This is a genomic window from Candidatus Macondimonas diazotrophica, from assembly GCF_004684205.1.
Lineage (GTDB): Bacteria > Pseudomonadota > Gammaproteobacteria > UBA5335 > UBA5335 > Macondimonas > Macondimonas diazotrophica.
In genome coordinates this window covers 1-16,372 of the sequence record NZ_SRIO01000008.1, presented here as the reverse complement: position 1 = coordinate 16,372, position 16,372 = coordinate 1, and the positions used below count along the sequence as shown (strand labels likewise).

Here is a 16,372-nt window from a genome sequence, read left to right as displayed (position 1 = left end):
ATTGATTTTTATTAAAAGTTGGGGCGGGACGGCCGATCAGCGGGGCCATGGTCAGCCATCCTGCCATAGATATCGACGTTTTTAGCGCCGGTCAAGCGGCGAGCTCACGATCACTCGACTGGGCGGTAGTCTGAATATGACTCAGGATGAGTTGCACAGCCCGGAGGTGTCCCCCTGCTCTTACCGAGTCGCCCAGTGATGCAGCTTGTTGCGCATAGGACGGATTGGTCAGGATCTGCTCGCTCATCATCTGTAGACGGTGTGGGGAAGCGCGATCCGGGCGCAGGCATAGGCCGGCGCCCAGTTGTTGGATGCGGCGTGCACTATAGGCTTGCTCGATCTGTTGAGGCACCATGAGCAGCGGAACATTGAAATAAAGACTTTCATTGATGCTGTTCATGCCGCCATGGCTGATGAACAGGCGGGCTTGCTGGAGCACCTTGATCTGCGGGACCCAAGATCGAACGTGAATATTCGTGGGCAGCGGACCGAGATCTTCGATGGGAGTCTGTTTTCCGACCGACATTACGACTTCATAGGGCGTATCGGCAAATGCCGTGATGCAGTCCCGGTAGAAATCCAGCTTCTGGTTGTGCACGCTGCCCAGAGAAATGTAGATCATGGGCACGGACGAATGCCCCGGGCGGTCAAAAGCCGTATCGTCCCGGTTGTCTGGAATCGACGCACCGACGAAATGGATATTGTTGGGCATCTGGGCGGAAAAGGGCTGGTAGCGTGCGGAGGTGACACAGATCGTCAGCTCCTTCGGGCGCCGGAAAATCTGCAGGGTGTCACGCACCATGCCGTGGCTGGGAAGGCCAAGGCTCACCAACATGTCCCGCAGGCGCCGTCGGGCACCGATCGCCAGCTTCATGCCGCGAATACGGCTGTCGAGCCGATAGTTCCGACGGATCATCGAGAGCATGTCACGATTCATCCAGAATCGTGGATCGAGCGACATGCGACCGGTCAACAGCACATGGGTGACGAATTTAATGGACGGGATGCCGAGCCGATCGGCCAGGATCGGTCCCCATGGGGCGCAGCTGTCATAGATGATGTAGTCCGGACGAATCTCCTGCAGTTCGGCGAGCAATCCCAACAGGCATTGCTCGGTCATCTCGAACAGTTCGATGCCAATGGATGGCAGGTCGGCCGCGATCTCCGGGTCATGGTTGTAGCTGGACCACCGCCGGTAATCTCGCGCCTGGGCGCCAAGCGCGCTGAATTTGGCGGAAGATGCAGGGTCGGAATAGAAGATTACGTCTTCGCCGTTACGGACGAGTTCGGAGACGATTCCGACCGCCGGATTGATATGTCCAGTGGCGCCGGGAAGGTTGAAGAAGACGACTTTTCCCATGGGTGGCTGCTCCTGTTCCGGGGTTTGGCCGATTCCGTCTCTGCAAGAGCGGGATCCCTTTTTCGGTATCGGTCCCAAACCAGATGTCTTGAATGGGGGGCTCGGTTTGTCGATGCAGGTTTTTTCCCGTGAGGCCGTTGCTGATGCATTCAGCGATGAAAAGGGCCATACAAAGCGATGGGTCCGCCGATCCTCCTTTCAGAATGAACGGCGTCGCATCCACATCTCCCTCATGAACAAGGATCAGGTTTGTTGTTGATTGCCACTAAACTGAATTTTCAGATTCATTCTGCATTAGCGAGAGTTTAGTTTGCAAACTGTTAAGAAAGTATGAAGTTGCCGTGCACTCGAGTTGGATCGAGGGTTGAGAGTGTGGTGTGGATTTGTCCGCTCGCGGACAACCACAGCCGGCGCCATCCCCCGGGTTGATCCGTCCAGATGGGTCGGTCCTGACGCGGAAGAAACTGCCTCAGTGTCGAAGGCGTTCCCAAGAAGCGGCACGGGCCGTGACGGCTATCGAATGGCTGATGGCCGTGGCCAAATAGCACGACTTTGACTTGAGGGTGGCCCTTCAGCAATGCGCGGAACAACGGAGCATCCTGCAGGTTCATGGCATCGAGCCAACGACTTGCGGTCGGAATGGGCGGGTGGTGTAAGGCGATGAGCGTGGGTGTTTCGTGAGTTTCGCGCAGGCGATGAGCCAGCCATTTGAGTTGGCGCATTCCCAAGCGCCCGCCCGGATGGCCGGGCCAGTGGCTCGACAAGCCAATGATGCGCCACCCTCTTGTTTCGATGATTCGACCCACGCCCCAATACGCGCTTCCGAGCTCACGGCGCATCGGCTCGGGATCATCGTGGTTTCCGGGTAGTGCAAGGACGGGACAGGGCGCGATTCGAATCAACTCGCGCAATCGCCGGTAAGCGCGTACATCCCCGGTATCGCTCAGGTCTCCGGTCATGATCAGTAGATCCGGCCGGGGTCGCCGCGTGGCGGCAAGGATGCTCTGGAGAGATCGGTCAGCGTCGCGCTCAAAGACGCTTTGCTCAGGGTGGGCGGGAAGATGCGGGTCGGTCAAATGGACAATGCGCAGCAAGCGGCACCTTCCGGAACGGTCTAGCGGGCGGAAACATCCCAAGGATCCCGTTGGGCGGGATTGTGCGCTTCCATCAGTGCGTGGAGCAAGAAAAGTTCCGACATGACCTCCGCGGGAAAGCCCTGCCGTCCACCGCGTGTATCCACCAGCAGGGAATCAATGTAACGGGCGCATTCGCTGTTTGGCCAGGTTTCCGCAATCTTGTCGGAAATTCGTTGGAACTGTCGCTCGAGGGCGCACCGCGGATCGTCCGTCTGAGACGGGGTCGATGGGACTTGGGTCGGGTGTGTTCCTGTCCGGCCGAGGGTTGATCGTGGCGGGATGATATTGCCGGTGGCCGTGTTGACTGCCGATACGGCAGGGCTTTTTGCGGTGCCTGTGCCATCGTCTTTGATAGCTGCTGTCGACAGGGTATGCGGCTGCGTCAGGGCAAGCTGAGTTGCCGGCTTGGGATTGAGTCGAATGCGCAGTTTGAGCAGTTCTTCGGCTTCAGCCAGCGTGAAGCCCGGTCGACCCGGCTTGGTGGATTCGCAAGCGAGGCCGGTCATCAGCTTGCGCTGCTCATCGCGGTTTCCGAGGCTGGAGAAAATCTCGAGCAGCTTGGCATGCCGCCGATTGAGACCTGAGCACTCGGGATGGAGCTGGCGCCATTCATTGAATTCCGGAGGGGTGACGCCTGATTTTTCGCCGTAGCGCTTGGCCAGTGCATCGAATGGGTCCCGATCGCCATTGGTATGCAGAATGTCGAGCAGCATGATCCAGTCATCCGGATGAGGACGGCTATTGCTGTTAATGCGCTGCTCAAGGATAAAACGCGCCCGATCACGGTTTCCGCTTGCCAGTGCATAGAGCGCCAGCCAGCGTGCTTGGGTGTCCGAAGCGGATGACGGTCCGATGGCGTCGGTTAGTTTTGTCGATGCCGATCCAGCGCGCCCGAGCAGGCGCCCGATGGCCAAACCAATCGCGAGCGTGAATACCGGAACCAGCCATACCAGAGCAGTCATGTCATCGGCCTTGTTGCATCACTCGAACGCCTCGTGTTCAGAGGCCCTGACTGGCTATCGGCGGCTTCGAAGAAAAGGTTGAGGGTCAATTGGCGATGGTGAGTGACTGCAGTTCCCGGCAGATGTGTAGTGTCGGTTCGGCTTGATTGAGCGTATAGAAATGAAGTCCGGGCGCGCCATGCGTCAACAATCGGCGACAAAGGTCAGTGACGACCTGGTGACCGAAGGCACGGAGCGCTTGCTCATCGGATTCCAATCCTTCCAGGCGCTTGCGAATCCAGCGCGGAATCTCGGCGCCGCAGGAATCGGAAAAACGCGCCAGTTGGGCATGGTTGAGGATGGGCATGATGCCTGGTGTGACCGGCACGTCGAGTTCTGATGCGCGGACTTCCGCAATCAGCTGGGTGTAGGCATCGAGGTTGTAGAAATACTGCGTGATGGCGCCATCGGCACCCGCCCGCACCTTGTCGCAAAGGTTAGCAAGATCATCCCGTGCGTTCTGGGCCTGGGGGTGAATTTCCGGATAGGCGGCGACTTCGATATGGAAGTGATTGCCTGTTTCGCTCCGAATGAAGCGAACCAGATCCCGGGCATAGCGAAGAGCGCCGGGATCACCCATGCCCGAAGGCAGGTCGCCACGTAGGGCGACCAGGCGGCGAATGCCGGCGTCTTGATATCGACGCAGGATCTCCCGCAATCCGTCAGTGGTCGCTCCAATGCACGAGAGATGGGGTGCGACCTCGATACCTGTTTCCTGCATCAAGGTCAGCACCGTATCCAGCGTTCGTTCCCGAGTGGATCCCCCTGCGCCGAAGGTTACCGAAAAATAAGCCGGCTTCAGGTCTGCAAGGCGACTTGCCGTATCCAGCAACTTGCTCATCCCGGCTGGCGTCTTGGGAGGGAAAAACTCGAAGCTCAGCGTGGAAAGAGCCGTATCCGCTTGGCTGCCGCCCATGGTGTTCGCCCCTTGCTCAGTAGCGGTAGTGATCGGCCTTGTAGGGGCCATCCTTCGGAACACCGATGTAGGCAGCCTGCTGATCGGTAAGCTCGGTCAGCTTGGCATCGAGCTTCTTCAGCTGCAGTCGGGCAACTTTTTCGTCCAGATGCTTCGGAAGAGTGTGGACACCGACCGGGTAATGCTGACCACGCGTGAACAGCTCGATCTGCGCGATGGTTTGATTGGCAAAGCTTGAAGACATGACATAGGACGGATGCCCGGTGGCGCAGCCGAGATTGACCAGACGGCCTTGCGCCAGCAGGATGATGCGTTTGCCATTCGGGAAGATCACATGGTCGACTTGGGGCTTGATCTCTTCCCACTGGTACTGTTCCAGCGAGGCGACATCGATTTCGTTGTCGAAGTGTCCGATGTTGCAGACGATGGCCTGATCCTTCATCCGTGCCATGTGATCATGCGTGATCACATGATAGTTGCCCGTTGCTGTCACGAAGATGTCCGCTTTATCAGCGACTTCGTTCATGGTGACGACGCGATAACCTTCCATGGCGGCCTGGAGTGCGCAGATGGGGTCGATTTCAGTGATCCAGACCTGGGCCGACAGGGCGCGCAAGGCTTGCGCCGAGCCTTTGCCCACATCCCCGTAGCCGCACACCACGGCGATCTTGCCCGCCACCATGACATCTGTGGCGCGCTTGATACCATCGACCAGCGATTCACGGCAGCCGTACAGGTTGTCGAACTTGGATTTGGTGACCGAATCATTGACATTGATGGCGGGAAATTTCAGCTCGCCACGCTCGTGCATTTGATAGAGTCGGTGGACTCCGGTCGTGGTTTCCTCGGTTACACCCTGGATGTGCGCCAAACGCGTGGAATACCAAGTCGGATCGGCGGCCAATCGAGCCCGGATCGCCGCGAACAGAACGCGCTCTTCCTCGCTTGTCGGGTGATTCAACACGGCAAGGTCCGTTTCGGCACGGCTGCCCAGATGCAGCAACAAGGTGGCATCGCCACCATCATCCAGGATCATGTTGGAATGGCCGCCATCCGGCCATTCGAAGATGCGATGGGTGAACGCCCAGTATTCTTCCAGACTTTCGCCCTTATAGGCGAAGACCGGAGTCCCGGTCGCCGCGATGGCGGCTGCGGCGTGATCCTGTGTCGAGAAGATGTTGCATGAGGCCCAGCGTACTTGCGCGCCCAGGGCTTGCAGCGTTTCGATCAGAACAGCAGTCTGGATCGTCATGTGCAATGAACCGGTAATGCGCGCGCCACGCAGCGGCTGGCTGGCGGCATACTCCTCGCGGATCGCCATCAGGCCAGGCATTTCGGTTTCTGCAATGCGGATCTCTTTGCGTCCCCAGTCGGCCAGACCGAGATCGGCAACGGCGTAATCGGGCTCAGAAGCTTCAGCCAAATGACTCATGGGTGTCTCCATGCATTGGCTGGCGAGACGGGCAAGGCGAGGTGCTCGCCGTCATCCGTATGAGACCCCGCCAGCGGGTTGGATGTCGGAGAGCGCCGTTGAACCGCTTCCGAGCCTGGGGCAGGGCCGTTGCAGCCGAGCCTTGCAGCGCTCCTCGGAATGATCCGGAGTATAGCGGCCGATCGTCGGCGGTGGAATAGTTCCGAGAGGTCGGCGCGATGCGCTGAACGTCGGGTGCTGAATGTTTTCGAGAAGGCAGAGTGCCTGTCGCTGCGCAGCAGCGCGGCGACAGGCATTGTGGATCGACCGTTGAAGGCGTTTCGACGACGGATCAACCGGCCATGTCGCGCAAGGCGGCCGCCTTATCGGTTCGTTCCCAGGTGAAATTGGGTTCCTCGCGACCGAAATGACCATATGCTGCGGTGGACAGGAAGATGGGCTGGCACAAGTTCAGCATTTGGATCAGCCCCCGTGGACGCAGATCGAAGTGCTCGCGGACCAGGGTAACCAGCCTGTCTTCAGGCAGCGTGCCGGTGCCGAACGTGTCGATGCTGATGGAAGTGGGTTCGGCCACGCCGATGGCGTAGGACACTTGGACTTCGCAGCGCTGGGCCAGACCCGCGGCTACGATGTTCTTGGCCACATAGCGCGCGGCGTAGGCCGCGGATCGGTCGACCTTGGTCGGATCCTTGCCCGAAAAGGCGCCTCCACCGTGTCGGGCCATGCCGCCATAGGTGTCGACAATGATCTTGCGGCCGGTCAGTCCACAGTCGCCGACCGGACCACCGATCTCGAAGGCTCCGGTCGGGTTGACGAAGTACTTGACGCTCTTGTCCTGCCAGTGCGCAGGCAGGACGGGTTTGACGATTTCTTCCATCACCGCTTCGACCAGCATGTTGTGGTCGATGCCAGGAGCATGCTGAGTGGAGAGCACCACGGCATCGATCCCAATGGGTTGACCGGCATCGTACCGCACCGTCACCTGGGATTTCGCGTCTGGGCGAAGCCAGGACAGGGTTCCGTTCTTGCGCACTTCGGATTGGCGTTGCACCAGGCGATGGGCCAAGGTGATGGGTAGGGGCATCAGGACGTCTGTTTCATTGGTGGCAAAGCCAAACATCAAGCCCTGATCGCCCGCGCCTTGATCCAGATCCAGCCCGCGGCCTTCATCGACGCCTTGCGCGATGTCTGGTGACTGCCGCCCGATCTCGGTCAGCACGGCGCAGCTGTCTGGGCTGAAACCCATTTCATCGGTGTAGCCGATTTCACGAATAACTTCCCGGGCGATTTGATCGAATTCGACGTGAGTGTTCGTCGTGATTTCGCCGGCCAGCATGACCAGATTGTTCTTGACCAGTGTTTCGCAGGCAACCCGAGCAGCCGGATCCTGCGCCAAGATGGCATCGAGTACCGCGTCGGAAATCTGGTCACAGACTTTGTCTGGATGCCCTTCGGACACGGATTCGGAGGTGAACAGGCGGGTTTGAGCCATATGAGGTCATCCATATGTGATAGGGATGGAGGAAGGCACCCACTGGGTACCGCGCTTGGGCTGACCGGCAAAGCGTAACGGATGGCCATAGGGCTGCCAAGACTGGCCGCGTTCGGGGGGCACATGGGATGAGGTGATCCCGCCCTGGCAGGCGCGGGATCCTCGGACTATATGTCAATGATGCCGAGTTGGCGCTCGGCTCAAGGACGCCAAACCTGGGAGGATGCCATGGCTGTCAAGACTGGATTTTGGGCACAGGCGAAGAACGACCCGACGAGGATTGCGCTGATCGATGCGGCCGGGCAATCCATGCGTTTTGGAGAACTTGATGAACGCGGCAATCGGCTTTCCAACGGCCTGCGGTCGCTGGGACTGCAATATCGGGATGGGATCGCCATGTTGATGCATAACGATCCTGCCTGGATCGAGATCTTCTTGGCGACGCATCAGGCGGGTCTTTACCTGACGCCGATCAACTATCACCTGACCGGACCCGAAGTCGCCTACATCATTGAGAATTGCGAGGCCAAGGCCTTTATCGCCCATGAGCGCCATGCGGCAGCGGCCATCAGGGCAGTGGAAGCGTTGAACTATGACCGCTCGCGCTGCTTTGCCGTGGGCAACATCCCGGGATTTCGCAGTTATGACGCTTTTTTGGCCGAACAGCCTGTAACCCCGCCGGCCGAGCGCCAAGCCGGCACGTTGATGCTCTATACCTCTGGCACCACCGGCCGGCCAAAGGGCGTTCGGCGCCCCCTGATGCCCGGCAATCCCGACGTCGTGGCCAGCATGGCGGGAATGCTGGGCGCGCTTTTTCAGCTCAGTGCGGGCGACGGGGTGCATCTAGTTACGGGCCCGCTCTATCACGCCGCTCCGGGCGGTTTCGGCTCGGCTTCTCTTCATATGGGGCACACCCTGGTCTTGATGGACAAGTGGGATGCTGAGGAGACATTGCGCCTGATCGAAGCGCACCGGATCACTTCAACCCATATGGTTCCCACTATGTTTCATCGGCTGCTGGCACTGCCCGATACGGTCAAACAGCGATATGACGTGTCCAGCCTGCGGGCCGTCATCCATGGTGCAGCGCCGATCGGTGTGGAGGCGAAAAAGGCGCTCATCGAATGGTGGGGACCGGTGATCTATGAGTATTACGGCGCGACCGAAGGCGGGGGGACGATCGCGACTTCCGAGGACTGGCTGAAAAAACCAGGCACGGTGGGCCGGCCTTGGCCTGGGACGGAAATCCGTATCTTCGACGACGCCGGAAATACCTTGCCTGCAGGCGAGCCCGGGAATGTCTACATGAAATCGATGGTTGGGGAGTTCGAGTATTACAAAGATCCGGCCAAGACCCGGGAAAGCCATCGGGATGGCCTGTTTACCGTGGGAGACATCGGGTATGTCGATGACGATGGATGGCTGTTTCTGTGCGATCGCGCCAAAGATCTGATTATCTCGGGAGGCGTCAACATCTACCCGGCGGAGATCGAAAAAGCGTTGATGGAACACCCCAAAGTGGCCGATGCCGCCGTGTTTGGGATTCCCAACGAGGAGTGGGGGGAAGAGATCAAGGCAGTCATCCAGCCTGCGGACGGCATTGCACCAGGCCCCGAACTGGCTGAAGAACTGATGGCTTTCGCGTCCGAGCGCCTAGCCCGGTTCAAATTGCCCCGTTCGATCGATTTTGCCGTCGAATTGCCGCGCCTCGATACCGGCAAGCTGTACAAGCGCTTTCTGCGCGATCCGTATTGGGAAGGTCGGGAACGCAAGATTTGATGGCCGTTGATTTTTTGCGCGCGGATTTCTTTTGGAAAGATCTTGAACGAACGTTCAATCAGGCGTATATATCAAAGCACGGACTACTGCCCGGGATCGGTCCCTGAGCTGGAAATCAAACACCTGGGACCGGAATCCGCCGGCGCAAGCCGGAAGCACAAATAGATCGAATCCTCTTCCCATGGAAAGAGGGTCATTCACAGCAAGAGGAGACAGGCCCATGAGTACTGTGATGAATACCGCTGTACCGGAGAAATCCGAGGCAGCGACGGAAGCACCCCGCCCACCGTGGAGGCTGGCCTTTGGCGTGACGGCGATAGCCATTGGGGTGATTGCTCTAGTGAAGTGGTATCAGCATACCTTTTCCTGGTCCGTCGGACTCGATTCGTTTTCCGATGAGTTCCAGACCTACTGGATGCGGATCTTTTATGTCCAAATCATCGGATTGCCGGTGCTGGGTGCCATCGGCGCGCTTTGGCTATGGATGACCCGTGATCGGGATATCCTCAATCTGCCGGCGCGCGATGAACTGCGGCGCTTCTATGCGATGTTCAGCATTCTCGTGGTGGCGGCGATTGCTCTCATCTCCGCTTTGGGGTTGTTGACCGAAGCGGATGCGGCCTGGCATCAGGTGGTGATTCGGGATACCGACTTCACGCCAACGCATATCTTCCTATTCTATCTGGGTATTCCAGCGGGATTGGGTGGATTGGTGATGGCGTGGATCTGGGTTCATACCCGGCTACCGTATTTCGCCAACCGCGTTTCGATGCCGCTGTCGTTGGCGATTATCGGCTTCATGATGGCGGGGCCGGTGGTGGCCTTCAATGAATGGGCGCACACCTTTTTCTATGCCGAGGAACTGTTCGGGGCGCCCGTGCATTGGTTTTTCGTGCTGGCTGGATTCTTTCTGGTGTTTCTGATTGGCTTCGTCATTCAATGCATCCAGCGCATGTATGAGTTGAGTCGGGTGTACAGCCTGGAGGAGGTGGAAAAGGAAATGGGCCTAACCGACTGAGCGGGCGACCTCGCCGGAGCGAATGGTCGAAGGAGCGCCCATTCGCTCCCCGTCTGCTTGGTTGGACGGATCTGGTGACGGCGAGATGAGGACCGTGCTCCGATTGTTGGCCTCATATCAAGGAAGGATGAGATGGCGATTCAAATCGATACCGGCGAACAGACAGACGCCTCCCGTGCCCCACGCGGGAGCGCGGTCCTGAGCGTTCAGGATCAGGTACAGGCCTGGCGCAATGCGGATTTATTTTTCTTTCCGCTGATATCCGTTCTGATCGGTGGCGCAGCGGTTTTTCTCTGTGCATTGACGGTCGGAGATTGGAGCTACTGGATGGATTGGCGTGACCGGCGCTGGTGGCCACTTCTGACGCCGCTCCTGCTCCTCGCCCTTCCCGCCGTTGCGACCTATGCCTTCTGGCGATACTTCAAGTTACCGGTTGCGGCAACTGGCCTGGCTTTAGGTTTCTGGCTTTCCCAGATCATCAGCCGCTATGTCAATTTCCATGTCTTTACGGCTTTCCCCATGAACTGGGTCATGCCGGAGGTCTGGATCGGTGCGGCGGTCGTGCTGGACGCGGTCCTGCTCATCACTCGAAGCTTTGCAGTGACTGGGCTGGTTGGCGGGTTTCTGTTCGGTTTGCTCTTCTCCGCCATGAACTGGCCGGTCGTGGCGCCCATGCATATGCCCGTGCAGTTGGGCGATAACGTGATGACGCTGGCCGATTACATGGGCTTCCAGTATATCCGGACAGCGATGCCGGAATACGTGCGCATCATCGAAGCCGGTACCTTGCGCACCTTTGGGACCCATGTTGCACCGGTGAGTGCTTTCGTTTCGGGCTTCTTTGCCATCCTGGTCTATTACCTGTTCGTATGGATCGGCTCCAAGGGTGCCCGGCCATCCTGGCTCGGCAAGCTGGTTTGAGGCGGGAAAAGGAGGCAAATCATGAAGCATACCAGTCAGATTTTCCTGCGTCCGATCATCCTCATGCTACTGATGTGGTCGTTCGTCCCGCCGGTTGCATTCGGACACGGCGAGATCGCTCAGATGGCCGGAATCCGCATGCGGACGATTCATTGGTTCGATACGCAGATCGAGCCCACCCAAGTCAAGGTCAACGACATCGTCACGGTCCGTGGCAAGTTCATGGTATCGGGGCATTGGCCGGATTATGTGGCTAAACCCGAGGAATGGGTCTTTCTGAATGTCGGCGTTCCGGGTCCGGTATTCATTCGTTTGGACGCCACGGTCAACGGCATGCCGCAGTATCAATCCACGGCATTCAAGCGTGGTGAATTCTATGAGTATGAAGTCAGACTCAAGGCCCGGGTTCCAGGCGAGTGGCATGTTCACCCGCTGATCAACATCTGGGAGGCGGGTCCGATATCGGGGCCGGCGCGATTCGTCCAGATTACGGGGGATAAGGCCGATTTCACGAATACCGTCACCCTGATGGATGGCGAGACCGTCGATGTCGAGCGGTATGGCCTGGCCTCTATGTGGTCGATTCACCTGCTTTGGGTCGTTGTGGGACTGCTGTGGGTCGGCTATTGGTTCCGGCGCTTACCCGTGATCATGCGGCGCTATGTGACCGTTCAGCGGTTTGGTGAACATGAAGCCGAGCGACGGCTCATCAGCATCAAGGACATCGTAGTCAGCACGGCCTTCGTGATGGCGATTCTCGGGATGACGCTGGGCATGATGATGTGGTCATTCAACCGCTATGAGATCACGATTCCGTTGCAGACCGGGAAGGTGGAGGCACCGGTGATCCCGCTGCCCGAGTCTGAGCAGCAAGTCGACGTCAAGGTCGAAAGAGCACTTTTCGACCTGCCAGCTCGGCGGATGGATCTGACGCTGCAAGTGACCAATCGGTCGGTCGAGCCGGTGCGGATCGGCCAGTTCGTGACCGGCTATGCACGTTTTGTCGACGCAGCGGTGCTTCAGGACCGAAAGTCCGACCGCTACGATCCGGTTGCGCCATCGGGGTTGCGAAGCGACGTTGAATGGATCGGACCAGGCCAAACGCAAATCGTCAATCTGACCGTGGCTGACGCGCTTTGGGAGGAGCAGCGGCTGACGGATATCGTGGCTGAACCGGATCTGCGTTTCGCCGGGCTGTTGTTCTTCTATGGCACTGATGGACAGCGCCATATCCGCGAAATAGGCGCGCGTATGACGCCCAATTTTCTGCCCGGATTCGTGCCCGTGAACCGGCACGAAGGGCATGCGGCAAATAGGCCTCGAGAATCGGTGAGCTGAACGGGGGAAAATGGCCGAGCCGGGTTGGCGAGCCTAACCCGGCTCGGCATGGCTTTGATGTTGAAGGTTCTCCCATCGCCACGCATCTTCCAGGATCACAGCGAGATCGCTGCGTTTCGGGGTCCAGTTCAACAGTCGTTTGGCGGTGGTGGGGTCGGCGACCAATCGTGCAGGATCGCCGGGTCGACGTGGCCCGACCGTACGGGGTACAGGCGAACCGGCGACGTGTTCAATGGCATCGAGAATTTCCAGCACCGAATAGCCATGGCCGGTGCCAAGATTGAGTCGGCAGCTGTGCCCGCCGTTCAAGAGATGCGCGAGTGCCAGGGCATGGGCCTCGGCCAGATCGCCGACATGCACATAGTCGCGGATGCAGCTTCCATCCGCGGTGGGATAATCCGTCCCGTTGATCGTTAACGCGGGCCCCGTGCCCATGGCCGCCCGCAGCGCTCTCGGAATCAGATGGGTTTCAGGGTCATGGCGTTCGCCCAGACGGTCGTCCGGGTCGGCCCCGGCAGCGTTGAAGTAGCGCAATGAGGCGGATTTGAGGCCATAGGCTACTTCATAGTCCTGCAAGAGTTGCTCGATCATCCACTTGCTTCGGCCGTAGGGGTTGATAGGGTGGCAGGGATGGTCTTCCGTTAGCAGATCGGTTGTCGGTATGCCGTACACAGCGGCGGTGGAGGAAAAGATGAATCGATCGATTCCATGATCCACCAGCGCATCAAGGAGCTGCTTGGTGAGGATGAAATTATTGTGATAGTAAGCCGCGGGATCGCGAACCGATTCGGCCACCTGGATCAGGGAGGCGAAATGGAACACGGCTTTGAAGTGTTGCTTGGACAGCAGGCGGTCGAGCAGGGCTCGATCACCCATGTCGCCGACGACCAGCTCACCGAAGCGGACGGCATCGGCATGGCCATGGCTGAGGTTGTCAAGCGTGACGGGTATGTAGCCCTGGCTGCTCAGACATTTGACCATATGCGAGCCGATGTAGCCGGCGCCCCCCACGACCAGAACTCGGCCTCGATTGGTTGTCATGCTTTCTCGTTCCCAGGCTACAAACAAAAAAGCCCTTCGGACAGGGCTCGAGCTCAAGTCTCAGTGTATGCGGCTTTATGGCCGACTGCGTAAAGCGCTCAATGCCGCTGCGTAAGAGTCGCGTGGCCTCGCTCTGGCGTCGAAATCAGCATAGCGTTTGGTTCAGTAAGCGCCGCGTCGTTGAATCACCACAGTGACCGTTTTGAACAGAATGCCAATATCGGTGAGCAGGCTTTGATTGTGGTGGTATTCCCGGTCCATGCGGACTCGCTCGTCGTATTCGACGTCGCTTCGACCACTCACCTGCCAAAACCCTGTCACACCCGGGCGCGAAGCCAGGTAGACTGATGCATGCTGCCCGTAGCGGCTCAACTCTTCGGCAATGATCGGGCGCGGACCGACAAGGCTCATGTCTCCGCGCAGGACATTCCAGAACTGCGGGAGTTCATCCAAGCTGTATTTCCGCAAGAAGCCGCCGATTCGGGTAATGCGGGGGTCTTCCTTGAGCTTGAAATCCCGTTCCCATTCCGCCCGCAGATCGGGCCGGTCGGCGAGAAGGCGCTGAAGAACCTCCTGAGCGTTGGGCACCATGGTGCGAAACTTGTAGCAGGGGAAGAGTTTGCCGCAATGGCCCACCCGCTGATGGGCGAATATGACCTGGGGGCCGCTAAGCCGCACCAGAATGGCGATCAATGCCATCAGTGGCGCCAGGAGAATCAACAAGAGCGAGGCGCCGATCACATCCAGTGTGCGCTTGCCGGTCCTGAGCCTCGTCATTGATTCCAAGGTTCGTGGCTGATCGAGATGGTCTCGAGGAAGGGGTTCGAGCTGAATATCCAGATCGGAAGATGAGGTATTCATGCGGTCACCTCTCAGGCGTGTTAAGTGGAATCGACGTCGGATGGCTGTTACAGGAGACTAGGTCGTCGGTTCTTCCTATGCAAGGAGCATTATCGCGTGCAGATATTGCGCCAGTGTGAAGATGCGACGGCGGTGTCGCCGCATCTTAAGCGCAGATTGGCATTTCTCCGGATTGCGTAGTTCGTACATGCGCATCGGTGAGCCCTGCGGCGCGACAACTGTAAGTAATCGGGGCAGGACATGCTTCAATTTGGTGCGGGATCATGGAACAGATCCTCTGCCATGTAAAGCGGGACTGGCTGTCGCCAAGTGTCGGGACGAGTCGGGAAGCACCGTTCGAGGGGGTGCGCGGCAGCGTCACATTCTTCCCCTTTTGGGCAATTTGTGACCATTTTGGTGTTGAGCAAGCTTCTTGTATCGTGCGAACATGGATCGAAGCCGCGCGGGAGGTTGCATTGCAGAACAGGCGATGCCAATCTGGCGGGAAAGGATCTGCACGGTCCTGTAATTGGGTGGGACGGTATAAATAACGCTTAAACGACTGTCTTGTATGGGGTAGGGGATAATGGCGGCGGATATCTATCGGTTTGGAATAGCGGGCATCTTGGCGATGAGCGCGACTTCTGTGGTATGGGCGCAGTCAGCACCCGAGGCGGCAAGCACGATCATTGCAGTACAGAGCTTTGCCTCTCCCACGCTCGAGACACCTGTCGGGTTTGGTGGTAGCTGGGGCAGTGTCGGGGTCGGGGCATTTGGCCAGACTCTTGCTGATGATGAATTTGATGCATCGATGGGGGTTGCAGTGGGTCTCGGCGATCCGGACCGGTATCTCGGGGCTGAGTTCGGTGTCGGGTTTTCATCGTTGACTGGTGATAACAGCGAGGACTCGTTCGGGGATTCCGGTGGCTTCTCGTTCAAGGTGCATCGGAATCTGCCGGGATATTCTGCGGTTTCCGTCGGCGTGAACGGGTTCGGCGTCTGGGGTGGCGCGGAGGATTTCAATGATCCCAGCTACTATGCAGCGTACTCGAAGATGGTGCCGGTCGGACGCTTCGCCAGTATCGTGACCATCGGGGCCGGTACGGAAGTATTCAATGATCCGGATGACGGGGGCGTCAACGTTTTTGGTAGCGGCGCGCTGTACCTGACGCCCCAGGTGGCGTTGATCGGTGAATATACAGGACGCTTCGTCAATGCGGCCGTATCTGTTGCGCCGTATTCTTGGCTGCCGCTGACGGTCACCGTTGGCGCTGTGAATGTGACAGAACGGTTTGATGCAGATACAGAGCTGGCTGTCTCGGTTGGATTCGGCTTTAATTTCACCTGATCCGGTTGTCGAGTCCGGACTTTGGCAATCCTCAAACTTGGAGGTGGGTCATGCGTAAGTTCAAGAGTGTAATCAGCGGTGTCGTGTTGCTGGGCGCTGCGGCGATGTTCGCAAGTCCTGCGATGGCAGGGTTCAAGGTCGGGAGTACGGGAACGAAGGGCTGGGGTATCGACTTCAACCCGGCAACCGGCAAGACCGTGTACGTGTTTCCCGGGAAAAAGCAGATCATCGCCGATCCGGTTGCCAATACCAAAACAGTGACGCGCCGAGTGACGGGTCGGGTTGTGGAGCGGCAATACCCGGAAGGAAGTCGTCGGGGCGGGCCGTCCATGGGTTTGGCTCGCTTTTTCTATAAAACCTATAACGCCGTTCACTAAGTTAGTCATAACGACGACAACAGTTCGGCGAACGGCGTGTTCGTTGTGCCGGCCCTGACTGGGGCCGGACGGTTTTTTTTGCCCGGCTTTTTTGTCGGCATGGGCTGATTCGGCCAAATTTTAGCCAAGAGGATTCTCGGGATCACCATGGCGAGCAGAAGGTTTCGCGTACTGATGGTGTGCAGCGGCAACATTTGTCGTAGCCCGCTGGCAGAGGCCGTCCTCTTGAATCGCCGAACGGATAGCGTTTCCAATGTATCTTCTGCTGGGATCGGCGCGCTGGTGGGTTCAGCGGCGCACCCGGAAGCTGTCCGAGTCGCAGATCTGAAGGGCTTGGATATCTCGGGGCATCGGGCGCGCCAGTTTGATCGGA

15 protein-coding genes and 1 riboswitch are annotated in these 16,372 nt (G+C 58.4%); of the genes, 7 read left to right on the top strand and 8 right to left on the bottom strand.

The annotated features are described in order from the left end of the window. Nucleotides 1-91 precede the first annotated feature (91 nt). From E4680_RS07400 to metK, 6 genes are all read right to left on the bottom strand, one after another. Nucleotides 92-1,360, bottom strand: a complete 1,269-nt coding sequence (locus E4680_RS07400; protein ID WP_135281773.1) for a macrolide family glycosyltransferase — start codon at nt 1,358-1,360, stop codon at nt 92-94. A 320-nt stretch (nt 1,361-1,680) separates the two neighbouring features. Further along, nucleotides 1,681-2,454 carry a metallophosphoesterase gene (locus E4680_RS07395; RefSeq protein WP_167792428.1) on the bottom strand — a complete coding sequence of 258 codons (774 nt, stop codon included), beginning with the start codon at nt 2,452-2,454 and terminating at the stop codon, nt 1,681-1,683. Between the two features lie 20 nt (nt 2,455-2,474). After that, entirely contained in the window at nt 2,475-3,458 is a 984-nt protein-coding gene (locus tag E4680_RS07390; protein WP_135281771.1) for a hypothetical protein, read from the bottom strand. An 85-nt stretch (nt 3,459-3,543) separates the two neighbouring features. Next, nucleotides 3,544-4,413 (bottom strand): methylenetetrahydrofolate reductase [NAD(P)H], encoded by an 870-nt coding sequence (gene metF / locus E4680_RS07385; RefSeq protein ID WP_135281770.1) that lies wholly within the window; start codon nt 4,411-4,413, stop codon nt 3,544-3,546. Nucleotides 4,414-4,429: 16 nt separating this feature from the next. Then, nucleotides 4,430-5,845: an adenosylhomocysteinase gene (gene ahcY / locus E4680_RS07380; protein ID WP_135281769.1), complete on the bottom strand. Its 1,416-nt coding sequence runs from the start codon at nt 5,843-5,845 to the stop codon at nt 4,430-4,432. Between the two features lie 83 nt (nt 5,846-5,928). Then, a riboswitch (S-adenosyl-L-homocysteine riboswitch) is annotated at nt 5,929-6,007 on the bottom strand. Nucleotides 6,008-6,176: 169 nt separating this feature from the next. Then, the gene (metK, locus tag E4680_RS07375; protein ID WP_135281768.1) at nt 6,177-7,337 is read right to left on the bottom strand and encodes a methionine adenosyltransferase; all 1,161 of its coding nucleotides are present in this window, start codon (nt 7,335-7,337) and stop codon (nt 6,177-6,179) included. 228 nt (nt 7,338-7,565) lie between these two features. Between metK and E4680_RS07370 the strand changes: the two genes are divergently transcribed. The 4 genes from E4680_RS07370 to amoB all read left to right on the top strand — a co-directional run bounded on the left by E4680_RS07370 (nt 7,566) and on the right by amoB (nt 12,393). Further along, nucleotides 7,566-9,116 carry an acyl-CoA synthetase gene (locus tag E4680_RS07370; RefSeq protein WP_135281767.1) on the top strand — a complete coding sequence of 517 codons (1,551 nt, stop codon included), beginning with the start codon at nt 7,566-7,568 and terminating at the stop codon, nt 9,114-9,116. Nucleotides 9,117-9,336: 220 nt separating this feature from the next. Then, nucleotides 9,337-10,134, top strand: a complete 798-nt coding sequence (locus E4680_RS07365; protein WP_167792427.1) for a methane monooxygenase/ammonia monooxygenase subunit C — start codon at nt 9,337-9,339, stop codon at nt 10,132-10,134. 132 nt (nt 10,135-10,266) lie between these two features. Then, nucleotides 10,267-11,055 (top strand): methane monooxygenase/ammonia monooxygenase subunit A, encoded by a 789-nt coding sequence (locus E4680_RS07360; RefSeq protein WP_135281765.1) that lies wholly within the window; start codon nt 10,267-10,269, stop codon nt 11,053-11,055. Nucleotides 11,056-11,076: 21 nt separating this feature from the next. Continuing rightward, entirely contained in the window at nt 11,077-12,393 is a 1,317-nt protein-coding gene (gene amoB, locus E4680_RS07355; RefSeq protein ID WP_135281764.1) for a bacterial ammonia monooxygenase, subunit AmoB, read from the top strand. 33 nt (nt 12,394-12,426) lie between these two features. On the opposite strand, the gene galE is transcribed toward amoB, so the two are convergent. Beyond that, nucleotides 12,427-13,434: a UDP-glucose 4-epimerase GalE gene (galE, locus tag E4680_RS07350; RefSeq protein ID WP_135281763.1), complete on the bottom strand. Its 1,008-nt coding sequence runs from the start codon at nt 13,432-13,434 to the stop codon at nt 12,427-12,429. 162 nt (nt 13,435-13,596) lie between these two features. Next, nucleotides 13,597-14,295 carry a sugar transferase gene (locus tag E4680_RS07345; RefSeq protein ID WP_135281762.1) on the bottom strand — a complete coding sequence of 233 codons (699 nt, stop codon included), beginning with the start codon at nt 14,293-14,295 and terminating at the stop codon, nt 13,597-13,599. A gap of 565 nt (nt 14,296-14,860) precedes the next feature. Here E4680_RS07345 and E4680_RS07340 point away from each other — a divergent pair. The 3 genes from E4680_RS07340 to E4680_RS07330 form a co-directional block, all read left to right on the top strand. Further along, complete coding sequence (locus E4680_RS07340; protein ID WP_205688808.1) at nt 14,861-15,622, top strand: hypothetical protein; 762 nt, start codon at nt 14,861-14,863, stop codon at nt 15,620-15,622. A 50-nt stretch (nt 15,623-15,672) separates the two neighbouring features. Further along, nucleotides 15,673-15,999 carry a hypothetical protein gene (locus E4680_RS07335; protein WP_135281761.1) on the top strand — a complete coding sequence of 109 codons (327 nt, stop codon included), beginning with the start codon at nt 15,673-15,675 and terminating at the stop codon, nt 15,997-15,999. 147 nt (nt 16,000-16,146) lie between these two features. Continuing rightward, nucleotides 16,147-16,372, top strand: a 226-nt coding sequence (locus tag E4680_RS07330; RefSeq protein WP_479688844.1) for an arsenate reductase/protein-tyrosine-phosphatase family protein, incomplete at its 3' end; no start/stop codon positions are given.

Bases quoted from the DNA above. Each gene is read 5' to 3' on its own strand.
- E4680_RS07400 (WP_135281773.1), bottom strand. From the start codon at position 1,360: ATGGGAAAAGTCGTCTTCTTCAACCTTCCCGGCGCCACTGGACATATC.
- E4680_RS07390 (WP_135281771.1), bottom strand. From the start codon at position 3,458: ATGACTGCTCTGGTATGGCTGGTTCCGGTATTCACGCTCGCGATTGGT.
- metF (WP_135281770.1), bottom strand. From the start codon at position 4,413: ATGGGCGGCAGCCAAGCGGATACGGCTCTTTCCACGCTGAGCTTCGAG.
- ahcY (WP_135281769.1), bottom strand. From the start codon at position 5,845: ATGAGTCATTTGGCTGAAGCTTCTGAGCCCGATTACGCCGTTGCCGAT.
- metK (WP_135281768.1), bottom strand. From the start codon at position 7,337: ATGGCTCAAACCCGCCTGTTCACCTCCGAATCCGTGTCCGAAGGGCAT.
- E4680_RS07370 (WP_135281767.1), top strand. From the start codon at position 7,566: ATGGCTGTCAAGACTGGATTTTGGGCACAGGCGAAGAACGACCCGACG.
- E4680_RS07365 (WP_167792427.1), top strand. From the start codon at position 9,337: ATGAGTACTGTGATGAATACCGCTGTACCGGAGAAATCCGAGGCAGCG.
- E4680_RS07360 (WP_135281765.1), top strand. From the start codon at position 10,267: ATGGCGATTCAAATCGATACCGGCGAACAGACAGACGCCTCCCGTGCC.
- amoB (WP_135281764.1), top strand. From the start codon at position 11,077: ATGAAGCATACCAGTCAGATTTTCCTGCGTCCGATCATCCTCATGCTA.
- galE (WP_135281763.1), bottom strand. From the start codon at position 13,434: ATGACAACCAATCGAGGCCGAGTTCTGGTCGTGGGGGGCGCCGGCTAC.
- E4680_RS07345 (WP_135281762.1), bottom strand. From the start codon at position 14,295: ATGAATACCTCATCTTCCGATCTGGATATTCAGCTCGAACCCCTTCCT.
- E4680_RS07340 (WP_205688808.1), top strand. From the start codon at position 14,861: ATGGCGGCGGATATCTATCGGTTTGGAATAGCGGGCATCTTGGCGATG.
- E4680_RS07335 (WP_135281761.1), top strand. From the start codon at position 15,673: ATGCGTAAGTTCAAGAGTGTAATCAGCGGTGTCGTGTTGCTGGGCGCT.